The sequence below is a fragment of the Acinetobacter sp. YH12233 genome, from assembly GCF_013417725.1.
Classification (GTDB): domain Bacteria; phylum Pseudomonadota; class Gammaproteobacteria; order Pseudomonadales; family Moraxellaceae; genus Acinetobacter.
On record NZ_VPDK01000058.1, the window covers coordinates 1 to 10,915 of the forward strand.

Consider the following 10,915-nt stretch of genomic DNA (forward strand, 5'->3'; position numbering starts at 1 on the left):
CCAAGCAGACGTGCACAGAAAACAGCGATTGAACAACGAAATCTAAATCCTGTGCTTGACTTGGAAATGTCCATATAGGACATTTCTATTTGGTTATTAGGTAGGACATTTCTACTTGGGAATAACATCTGTTGTAGCCCCATACATTCAAGTTTATTTCTTGCATGAATGTATCCTATAGGATACATTACTCTTATGTACTCAATATATACCACTGAAGTCTTTGATGACTGGTTTACTAAGTTAAAAGACCTGCAGGCAAAAAGACGTATACAAGTCCGAATTGATCGGGTTGAAGATGGAAACTTTGGAGATACTGAACCAGTAGGTGAAGGTGTTTCTGAATTACGTTTCTTCTTTGGACCTGGCTACAGGATCTATTACTGTAAGCAAGGGCAAAGGGTCGTTATTCTTTTAGCAGGCGGAGACAAGTCTACGCAAAGTAAAGATATAAAACTTGCCCTACAATTAGCACAAGATTTAGAGGAGGAGCTGTAAATGGCTATCAAACTTCGCAAATGGGACAGTGCTGAACATCTTAAAACAGAAGAAGATATGCAAGCTTACCTACAAGCCTGTATCGATGAATCTAATGGTGATGCGGCATTCATTGCAAAAGCTTTAGGTAATATTGCTAAAGCTAAAGGAATGGCTCAATTATCAAGAGACACTGGTTTAGGTCGAGAAAGTCTTTATAAAGCACTTTCTGGCGATGTAAATCCAAGCTTTGATACTGTTATTAAAGTCGTAAAAGCACTGAATTTACGCTTAGCAATTTAAAAAAAACTAGTAAAAAAGGGAGCTTTAAGCTCCATTTTTCATTTCAACTTCGTATAACGTGTATTATGTTAATTTTAGGAAAAGTGAAAAATAATCTACAATAGAATCTACGAAAAATTGGCCATCAATTATGCCTGATTTCTCCAGTGGAAATAATTGGATTGTGAGATCCCCCACTCAAAATCATAAATTAGAAAGAATTGAAGCATTTCTTTCCAATTATGCTTATAAACCTCACCGACATGATACTTATGCTATTGGCAGGACTCTTTCCGGAGTTCAAAACTTTCATTACAAAGGTACATTGCAACATAGCTTGCCAGGCATGACTATGGTTCTACACCCGGATGAAAAGCATGATGGTGAATCAGGAACATTAGATGGCTATCGCTATAGAATGATTTACATCGAACCAGCGATGATCCAAACCATTTTAAAGGGTAAACCTTTGCCTTTTATCAGACATGGCTTAAGTAATGATATTCGCCTGTTTAGGGCAATGGATAGCTTTCTAAATAATATAAATAATTATATGGATACCCTAGAAGAGGAAGATGCTCTATTTGATTTGGCAACTACACTGTGTGAAATTTCAGATACTTCATCTAACCAAAACAAAAAATTTGACTACAAGGCAGCAGAGAGAGCGCGTGAGTGTATTTTGGCGTATCCACATGAAAACTTAAGTTTGTCAGATTTAGAGAAACATGCTGATCGTGACCGCTGGAGCCTTTCTCGTGATTTCCGATTATTATTTGGAACTAGCCCACACCGTTATATGATCATGCGTCGCTTAGAAACAGTTAAGTTCTACCTTGCTCAAGGGGAGTCTATTGTTAATGCTGCTTTAAATGCAGGCTTTTTTGATCAGAGTCATATGACCAGACATTTTATAAAAACATTTGGTTTAACTCCCACTCAATGGAAAATGATAAATATTAAAAGATAGCCGTTCGATTTGAACGGCTAATTTGTCCTACAGCAGATTTATTCCATTAAGAAAATCTTTGAACATAAAAAGCCCTGATAAAATCAAGAGTATACCCATCAGCTTATTTAGCCGATTAAACCAGATAGGATTAGCAATTTTGTTGCCTAATACTTTTCCAACCAGAGCATAGGTGAATGGTGCGCCAACAGCACCAAGTGAAATCAGTAAAGAAACTATCAAGATCATGATTCCTGTGATTTTGGCTGCAGGGTACATAATTGTCGTAACAGGTAGAATGACGAGAATGGCTTTTGGATTTAATAACTGAATAAATAAGCCATTTAAGAATGTTAGATGGCTTTCTTGCTGTTGAGTTGTTTCTACATTCGCCCTAATCATTTTTATAGCCAAGTAGAATGTATAAATTGCACCCGCTAAAGCAATATAATGAATCAATCCATGTGGAATAACAGCTTCACCTATATAGCCAAACAATACGAATAAGATCAACATGGCGAAACCAATGCCTAGGTAAAATCCTATAGTCTTTTTTAATTGACCTGTAAGGCCAGAATTTAGCCCCATAAAATTTACAGGGCCTGGGCTATACATAACGCTTAATGTATAAAGAAATATTTCCACAGAGTTCACTCAATTAGATAGCAATAAACATCAAAGAGAGAACGGTATCGAGTTATAGGCCTTAAAGATTGTACGTTTGTGCTGAACTAATTAAAAATTTCTATTTAACTTATGTTCACCTAAAGTTCACTTCATAAGTGTATAAAGAAACTATGTATTGTATTTTCAATTGCTTATATAAATATTAGTCTTGGTTTAGAATTTTAAAGTTCATGAACTATGAGAAAAAACTAAGATACGATCAAAATTGTAGAACAACAAAATTATTTATACTAATTTACAAGCCACGCTGTTTAAGCGTGTCATTAAAAAATAAATCTTTTAATCTCTCCACACAATCTCCACACAATCTCCACACAACATCAGCAATTCATAAACACTGCTATTTCAAAATAGTAGTATCTAAAACCCCCCCTCTGAAAAAGCATGTCAACACATTATCATTTAATAGGTTCAATACTTATTACAACTGTACTTTTAATCGGCTGTACACAAGCCAAAGATGCTGAACAGTCCCCAACAGAAATGCCACCAGCGGTTGTCAGTACCATCACGGTATTACCGCATTCCATGAATTTAATTGAAAATCTTCCAGGCCGTGTTGTCGCTTACCGTATTGCTGAAATTCGCCCGCAAGTAGGTGGAATTGTTGATAAAGTACTTTTTAAGCAAGGCTCTTATGTGCAAGCAGGTCAACCGCTTTTTAAATTGAATTCTGAAATATTTCAGGCAGATGTAAAAAGCAATCAAGCCACTTTAAACCGTGCACAAGCTGAGGTGACACGTTTGCAGGTGCTGTTAAAACGCTACACTGAATTAGTAAAAGTAAATGCGGTTAGTCAGCAGGAATACAACAATACCGAAGCAGATTATCAAAAAGCAAAAGCCGATGTGGCGCAAATGCAAGCCATGTTAAGCAGACAACAACTTAATCTTAAATATGCGACTGTTACAGCCCCTATCTCGGGAACGATTGGTGAAATCTTAGTGACTGAGGGTGCATTAGTTGGTCAAGGTGATACTAATGCAATGGCCGTAATACAACAGATTAATAAAGTCTATGTTGATGTAAAGCAATCAATTAGTGATTATGAAAAACTACAGGAAGCTTTACAGCAAGGTGACGTGTCAAATACCAAACATACGGTTGAAATCCTAAATAGTCAGGGTAAACCTTATAACGTTACAGGTGAAATCCTATTTTCGGATACTAAAGTTGATCCTGATACGGGTGATGTCACAATCCGTATTTTAGCCAATAATGAAAATCAAAAACTTTTGCCAGGCATGTATGTTCGAGTCAATATGAGCCGAGCTCAAGTTGAAAATGCGCTCCTAGTTCCAGAACAAGCGATTCAACATGATATTAGTGGTAAAGCCAATGTTACGATTGTTAATCAAAAAGGTTTAGCGCAAAGCAAGCCTGTTCAGCTTGGTCAACGTTATCAAAATAACTATGTGATCAAACAAGGGTTACAAGCAGGTGAGAAAGTCATTGTTGAAGGGGCTGATCGTATACAGCCTGAGCAAAAATTAAAAATTAAGCAGTGGCAACCTACAAATATTAAGGAAAATGGAGGACAGCAATAATGTCCCAATTTTTCATTAGGCGTCCTATTTTTGCATGGGTGATTGCTTTATTTATTATTCTGTTGGGTGTACTAAGCATCCCCAAGTTACCTATTGCACGATTCCCAAGTGTTGCGCCACCACAGATTAGTATTACGGCAATCTATCCAGGTGCTACGCCAAAAACATTGAATGATAGTGTTGTGACCTTGATTGAGCGGGAAATGTCAGGTGTCAAAAACTTACTTTATTACAGTTCAAGTTCAGATAGTTCTGGAACAGCAACAATCACCGCAACATTTAAACCAGGTACAGATGTAGAACTTGCACAAATTGATGTGCAAAACAAAATTAAAGCCATTGAGTCACGCTTACCTCAAACAGTGCGACAACAAGGGCTGATGGTCGATGCTGCGTCGTCTGGTTTTTTAATGATGGTGGGCTTAAGTTCACCGAATGGCAAATATAGTGAAATTGATGTCAGTGACTATATGACTCGCTATGTGATTGAAGAATTAAAGCGGGTTGACGGTGTTGGTAAAGTCCAAAATTTTGGTGCTGAAAAAGCCATGCGGATTTGGGTCGATCCAGATCGTTTGGTTTCTTATGGATTGAGTATTCAAGATGTGAATACAGCCATCCAAAACCAAAACTTGCCGATATCACCAGGTCGTATTGGTGATGTTCCTGCTTTGACGGGGCAACAAATTACTATTCCTTTAACTGCTCAAGGTCAATTAGAAACTGTAGAGCAATTCAAGAAAATTAGTTTACGTGCTCAACAAAATGGCGCCAATGTTCGACTGTCGGATGTCGCTCGTGTCGAAATCGGGGCACAGATGTATAACTTTGCGATTTTAGAAAATGGCAAAGCCTCTACAGCTGTGGCGATACAAATGAGTCCTGGTGCCAACGCTGTCAAGACTGCAGAAGGTGTTAAAGCGAAAATTGAACAGTTAGGTTCAGCACTGCCTGATGGTATGAAATTCTCTATACCTTACGACACTGCACCTTTTGTAAAAATCTCGATTGAAAAAGTAATCATGACATTGCTTGAAGCTATGGCATTAGTTTTTATTGTCATGTTTATCTTTTTACACAATGTTCGATACACCTTAATTCCGGCGATTGTTGCACCGATTGCATTGCTTGGCACATTCTCAGTCATGCTGCTTGCTGGTTTTTCGATTAATGTGCTGACCATGTTCGGTATGGTGCTTGCGATCGGGATTATTGTCGATGATGCGATTGTGGTCATTGAGAATGTTGAACGCATTATGGCGACAGAAGGCTTATCTCCAGTTGAAGCCACATCTAAAGCCATGAAGGAAATTACCAATCCGATTATTGGCATCACCTTAGTGTTAGCCGCTGTATTCTTGCCGATGGCATTGGCGTCAGGCTCAGTGGGGATTATCTATCGTCAGTTCACCATTACCATGTCGGTTTCAATTTTATTCTCAGCTTTCCTTGCACTGACATTAACCCCTGCGTTATGTGCAACGATGTTAAAACCGATTGATCAAGACCATCAGAAAAAGGGTGTTTTTGCATCGTTTGATCGCAGTTTTGAGAAGCTGAACAATCGCTATGAACGCAGTTTATTTAAAGTAATTAAACATAAAACCCTCGCAATGTTATGTTTCTTAGGCATTGTCATTGTGCTGATTTTTAGTTTTAAACACGTTCCGACTGCGTTTATGCCAGAAGAAGATCAGGGGTGGTTTATGACTTCGATTCAACTTCCTGCGGATGCAACTCAAGAACGTACCCGTAAAGTCGTTGCTGAGTTTCAAAATTATTTAGACCAAGAAACGGGGATTAAAGACAATATGGCGGTCTTAGGTTTTGGTTTTAGTGGATCTGGTCAGAATACAGCGATGTATTTTACCAATCTATTGCCATTCGAAGAGCGTACTATTACGGCACAAGAAGTCGTGAATAATGCCAATATAGCGATGGCTGAAAGTTCAGAAGGTCAAACCATGTCTGTGTTACCACCAGCAATTGATGAATTGGGTAACTCATCTGGTTTTTCACTGAGATTATTAGATCGTGGCAATATTGGCATGCCTGCTTTAAGAGAAGCACAAGATCAGCTTTTAGCATTAGCAGCACAAAGTAAAATCGTGGCGGAGGTCTATCCTGAAGGTTTGCCAGATGGCAGTTCTGTACAGCTTAAAATTGATAGAGATAAATTGCAGGCATTAGGTGTTAATTTCAGTGATGTGACCGATATTATTTCAACCTCAATGGGTTCGATGTATATCAATGATTTTCCAAATCATGACCGTATGCAGCAAGTCATTGTGCAACTTGATGCCAAATCACGCATGAGTATTGAAGATATTCTTCAGATTAAGGTGAACAGTCAAAGCGGTAAATTGGTTTCAATGTCTGAAATAATTACTCCAATTTGGCAACATTCCCCACAACAATACAATCGTTACAACGGTCGTCCATCATTGAGTATTTCTGGCAGTCCAGCAGCAGGTATATCTTCAGGACAAGCCATGACTGAGATGGAAAATTTGATTGAACAACTTCCGAAAGGTGTGGGTTATGAGTGGACTGGGATTTCTCTAGAAGAAAAACAGTCGGAATCACAAACCTTGTTTTTATTACTGTTGTCGATGTTAGTCGTTTTCCTTGTCTTGGCAGCGCTTTATGAAAGCTGGTCAATTCCATTCTCTGTGATGCTAGTTGTCCCTCTAGGGTTGATTGGCGCCTTTTTAGCAGTAATGTTACGTGGTATGCCAAATGATATTTTCTTTAAGGTCGGCATGATCACGATTATTGGTCTATCTGCAAAGAATGCTATTTTGATTGTTGAGTTTGCAAAAGCACTAAGAGAAGAAGGAATGGGTTTAGTGGAGGCAACCGTTGCAGCCGCTAAATTGCGCTTACGTCCAATCCTAATGACATCTTTGGCATTTACCTGTGGCGTTATTCCTTTAGTCATTGCCAGTGGCGCTAGTTCTGAAACTCAAAAAGCGATTGGTACAGGCGTCTTTGGCGGCATGATCAGCGCAACAATTCTAGCTGTTATTTTTGTACCGATTTTCTTTATTGTCGTCATGAGCATGGTTGAGAAATTCTCGAAACGTAAAGCGGCACATTAAGCATCAAAACTGAGAATAAAAGCTGTGGGTTAACGAGTTTAGCCCACAACAAATCTTTCATTTACATCTTTATTTCAGAATTGATTTAATAAACCATCAATATAGGTTTAATCATGAAAGCTACCAATCTTGATCCGAAACGCTGGTGGATATTGCTCGCTGTCGTGCTTGCATTTCTGCCGATTGTGATTGATATGACTGTACTGCATGTTGCGGTTCCCTCATTAACCCAATCGCTGAGTGCCACAAGTAACCAAGTCTTATGGATTATTGATATTTATCCATTACTTATGGCTGGACTTTTAGTTCCGATGGGAACTTTGGCTGATCGTGTCGGCAATCGTAAGATTCTGCTGATTGGCTTGGTTATATTTGGAATTGCCTCAGTCCTTGCGGCATTTTCCCAAACGGCTTCTATGCTGATTGCCGCACGTGCTTTATTAGCATTAGGCGGTGCCATGATTATGCCCTGTGTATTGGGTATTATTCGCAGAACCTTCGAAGACAGTCGCGAACGTGCCATTGCGCTGGGTATTTGGGGCACAATCGGATCAGCCGGTGCCGCCATTGGACCGCTCATTGGTGGGGGATTGTTAGAATATTTCTGGTGGGGTTCAGTTTTCCTGATTAACGTCCCAATCATGCTGGTTGTCGCACCAATGTGCTATTTCTTATTGTCCCGAAAAGAAGCTATAACCCCTGGACATTGGGCATTTGGTCAAGCGCTATTGCTGATTGTCGGTTTGATTTCGTTTGTATATGCACTAAAAGCAGGCTTAGGCGGTAAACAGTCGTTGTTGATTGTCTTGCCTTTGGTCGTTTTATCTATCGGCTTATTAACCATATTTGTACGCAAACAGCTGAATTCTCCTCAGCCGATGCTAGATCTTTCGCTATTTTCACGTCCTGCTATTTTAGCCGGCATTATTATGGCAATGGTTGCTGCAGGCGCTTTGGCAGGGGTTGAGTTAACTTTGGCAATGGAGCTGCAATATGTCATTCGTTTAACACCGCTGCAAGCCGGTCTTTTTATGGTTCCGATTATGGTTGCGGCCGCTATTGGCGGGCCTATTGCTGGTTTTTTATCCAATAAATTTGGACTCCGTCTGGTTGCGACCATGTCATTAATATTGGCAGCAATTGCGTTGGTCAGTTTGAGTTATTCAGATTTTCATCATCCGGGAATCATCGTTCCCTTTATTTTAGCTTCGATTGGATTAACACTGAGTATTGGTTTAACAGCTTCATCCATTGCGATCATGGGCTCAGTACCTGCAGAAAAGGGCGGTGCGGCAGGTTCACTTGAAAGTACAGGTTATGAACTGGGTACAGGACTAGGTATTACTTTATTTGGTGTTTTCATGGCCTATATATTTGGCAGTCATCTTCAAGTGCCGTCAGATTTAACTGCTGTTTTAGCAGAAAAAGCCAGACTTTCGATTGGTGATACCTATTTAGTGGCGAGCCAGTTACCCGTTGAACAAGGTACAGCATTGATTAACGCAGGTAAAATTGCCTTCAGTTCAGCTCATGTTAATTTATTATTAACAGCAGGGATTATCATCGGGATACTCTCCATTGTGGTATTTTTTATGCTAGCTAAATATCGAGATGAGAATTCATTGTGATGAAATTTATTTGAGGATCATCAAACAGAATGGTTAAGTTCAGACATCAATTTATCTTAAATTTATGGTTTAAATTAAGCCGTATTAATCTGAACTTAACACATTATAAATGAGTTGATGTCTTACGATTTAGTTGAATAGTAAAACAGCTGCCACCTAAGTTTTTGGATTTAGAATAATAAATATGACCTTGGTGTGCTTCAATAATTGCATCAATCACTGCCAAGCCTAATCCAGTACCGCCATCTAGACATGATCTAGAGTCTTCCAGTCGATAGAAGGGTTTGAACAGGTGTTTAAGATGCGATTCATCAATACCAGGACCTTCATCTTCAAACGTCAATACCCAATGTTCTGCTGTGGTTACAGATGTAATATTTATTTTTCCAGCATTCGAATATCTTAGAAAGTTAGAGAACAATGCAATAAAGACCTGTTCCATCCTTCTTATATCAACGCAAACCAATTTATCCGTCAAATTTAAAACAATAGTTAAACCTTTAACATGAAACCGTTCATTAAACATCTGCAGACATTTTTCAATACTATTTTTTAAATTGGTCTTTTCTAGTTCTAATCGTAATTGTTTATTTTCAATAAGTGTCAGTGTCCGTAAATCTTCCACAAGGTAAGATAAGCCTTCGACTTGGTTCAATAAGCTTAGGTGTAAAGCTTTATCGGCAATAAATATACCATCGACAATACCTTGCAAGCGACCTTGTAATATTGTCACAGGTGTTCGTAATTCATGTGCAATTGCAGCATTCCAAACAGTTGAATTCTTAACTGATACTTCAAGTTGGTTTGCCATTTCATTGAAGTTCTCAATAAGAGACTTGATTTCATGTGGAATATCATGATGTGGCTGTTTAATTCTGAGTGCTAAATTGCCTTGTTGAATTTGTTGAATAACATCTGCTAAATCACTAATTGGCTGTGTATAGCGTTTTCCATATTTAAAGGCGAGGATAGTAGAAAGAAAAAAGCCTGTTAATAGCACTAAAAACAGCCAGATAAAGTCAACGGAGGTAACTGAAAATTCATTTGAATTAATAACTTGTGTATTTAGAAAACCTATTTTTATCGCCCAGCTATAAACAAAATAGCCAATCATGAAAGATAACAGCGTAATGCCTAAATTGAATAGGCTCATCATGATAATAAACTGGAAGTTAATTCCAACAGAATTTTTAAAAAAGTTAAATTTCATGATTTTGATCTAAGCGATACCCCACGCCACGGACATTGATTAATAAGCCATTTACATCATTTTCTTCAAGTTTTTTGCGTAATTTGCTGATATGGCTATCTACAGTGCGATCTAAAGCATCACTTTCAGGCATACAGTTTTGGATCAATTCATTACGTGTAAAGACTTTATTCGGTGTTTTTGCCATCAAAAACAGTATCTTATACTCAGTTAACGTAAGGTTGAGCAACTGATTTCTTTGACCATTTGAAATGTAAACTTGATGATGATCTGGATTAATTTCAATATTTCTATAACGAATAATATTAGTTATTTCCATATTTTGGCTTGTACTTCGTCTAAGTACGGCTTGTATTCGTGCAATCACTTCGTTTGGGTTAAATGGCTTAATAATAAAGTCATCAGCACCCATTTTTAGCCCCATGATCTTATTCACTTGATCATCTAAGGCAGTCAGCATAATGACAGGTAAATGACTTGTTTGACGGATGATTTGTAGAATTTCCCAGCCATTTAGTTTGGGTAATTTAATATCAAGGAGAATCAGGTCGATAGAGTTGGCTTTTAGGCACTCTAAAGCTTGTTGTCCATCCAATGCACGGATGACCTGCATGTTTTCATTTTTTATGTATTTTTCAAGAATGTCACCAATATCATAATCATCTTCTACAACGAGAATGACGCTGTTTTCGAAGCTGTGCTGTAGATTTGGATACATATATTTTATCTTAGATGAAGTAGCTATGCATTTTAACATTTAATTGTGTAATGGAGATGATTAGACGAGCAGTCATTTATATTTGTAATTGAGGGGTGACATATAATAAAATTCGTTGCATATCAGTATTAATGAACAAAATGTCAATTATCATTCATTTAACATAATGGCTGTTATGCGAAACGAGATTGTAACTCCAAAATAGAAATGTCCGGTTTCTCCAAAGTAAAAATGTCCGCTTTTAGAATATGCGCTGTTGCAATTTTCTTAGCGGACGGTTTGATATGTTGGTGTCTATGTCGGATAAAGAACTTA

Annotated in this window: 9 protein-coding genes; 6 read left to right on the forward strand and 3 right to left on the reverse strand. The window is 38.2% G+C overall.

The window, feature by feature from the left end; all coding sequences use genetic code 11:
* Positions 1–195: 195 nt before the first annotated feature.
* From FTV12_RS15550 to FTV12_RS15560, 3 genes are all read left to right on the forward strand, one after another.
* Positions 196–498, forward strand: a complete 303-nt coding sequence (locus FTV12_RS15550; protein ID WP_154320144.1) for a type II toxin-antitoxin system RelE/ParE family toxin — start codon at positions 196–198, stop codon at positions 496–498.
* The gene (locus FTV12_RS15555; protein ID WP_000985610.1) at positions 499–780 is read left to right on the forward strand and encodes an addiction module antidote protein; all 282 of its coding nucleotides are present in this window, start codon (positions 499–501) and stop codon (positions 778–780) included. It abuts the gene before it with no gap.
* 130 nt (positions 781–910) lie between these two features.
* A complete protein-coding gene (locus tag FTV12_RS15560) occupies positions 911–1,729 on the forward strand; it encodes an AraC family transcriptional regulator (RefSeq protein WP_032073151.1) in 819 nt (272 codons plus the stop codon).
* Between the two features lie 27 nt (positions 1,730–1,756).
* Here FTV12_RS15560 and FTV12_RS15565 read toward each other — a convergent pair whose 3' ends face one another.
* On the reverse strand, positions 1,757–2,353 hold the full coding sequence (locus FTV12_RS15565) for a LysE family translocator (RefSeq protein WP_074163998.1): 597 nt from the start codon (positions 2,351–2,353) through the stop codon (positions 1,757–1,759).
* Between the two features lie 426 nt (positions 2,354–2,779).
* On the opposite strand from FTV12_RS15565, the gene FTV12_RS15570 reads away from it, so the two are divergent.
* The 3 genes from FTV12_RS15570 (at position 2,780) to FTV12_RS15580 (ending at position 8,672) form a co-directional block, all read left to right on the forward strand.
* Entirely contained in the window at positions 2,780–3,943 is a 1,164-nt protein-coding gene (locus FTV12_RS15570) for an efflux RND transporter periplasmic adaptor subunit (protein WP_032073150.1), read from the forward strand.
* Positions 3,940–7,044 carry a multidrug efflux RND transporter permease subunit gene (locus FTV12_RS15575; RefSeq protein ID WP_270915313.1) on the forward strand — a complete coding sequence of 1,035 codons (3,105 nt, stop codon included), beginning with the start codon at positions 3,940–3,942 and terminating at the stop codon, positions 7,042–7,044. The genes FTV12_RS15570 and FTV12_RS15575 overlap by 4 nt, the downstream gene beginning before the upstream one ends.
* Positions 7,045–7,157: 113 nt before the next feature.
* Positions 7,158–8,672: an MFS transporter gene (locus tag FTV12_RS15580; protein WP_032073148.1), complete on the forward strand. Its 1,515-nt coding sequence runs from the start codon at positions 7,158–7,160 to the stop codon at positions 8,670–8,672.
* Between the two features lie 103 nt (positions 8,673–8,775).
* Here the strand turns inward: FTV12_RS15580 and adeS are convergent, their stop codons facing one another.
* On the reverse strand, positions 8,776–9,882 hold the full coding sequence (gene adeS / locus FTV12_RS15585; RefSeq protein WP_032073131.1) for a two-component sensor histidine kinase AdeS: 1,107 nt from the start codon (positions 9,880–9,882) through the stop codon (positions 8,776–8,778).
* Positions 9,872–10,600 (reverse strand): efflux system response regulator transcription factor AdeR, encoded by a 729-nt coding sequence (gene adeR, locus FTV12_RS15590; protein ID WP_032073130.1) that lies wholly within the window; start codon positions 10,598–10,600, stop codon positions 9,872–9,874. Before adeR ends, adeS begins: the two co-directional genes overlap by 11 nt.
* Between the last annotated feature and the right edge of the window lie 315 nt (positions 10,601–10,915).

Bases quoted from the DNA above. Each gene is read 5' to 3' on its own strand.
- FTV12_RS15550 (WP_154320144.1), top strand. From the start codon at position 196: ATGTACTCAATATATACCACTGAAGTCTTTGATGACTGGTTTACTAAG.
- FTV12_RS15555 (WP_000985610.1), top strand. From the start codon at position 499: ATGGCTATCAAACTTCGCAAATGGGACAGTGCTGAACATCTTAAAACA.
- FTV12_RS15560 (WP_032073151.1), top strand. From the start codon at position 911: ATGCCTGATTTCTCCAGTGGAAATAATTGGATTGTGAGATCCCCCACT.
- FTV12_RS15570 (WP_032073150.1), top strand. From the start codon at position 2,780: ATGTCAACACATTATCATTTAATAGGTTCAATACTTATTACAACTGTA.
- FTV12_RS15580 (WP_032073148.1), top strand. From the start codon at position 7,158: ATGAAAGCTACCAATCTTGATCCGAAACGCTGGTGGATATTGCTCGCT.
- adeS (WP_032073131.1), bottom strand. From the start codon at position 9,882: ATGAAATTTAACTTTTTTAAAAATTCTGTTGGAATTAACTTCCAGTTT.
- adeR (WP_032073130.1), bottom strand. From the start codon at position 10,600: ATGTATCCAAATCTACAGCACAGCTTCGAAAACAGCGTCATTCTCGTT.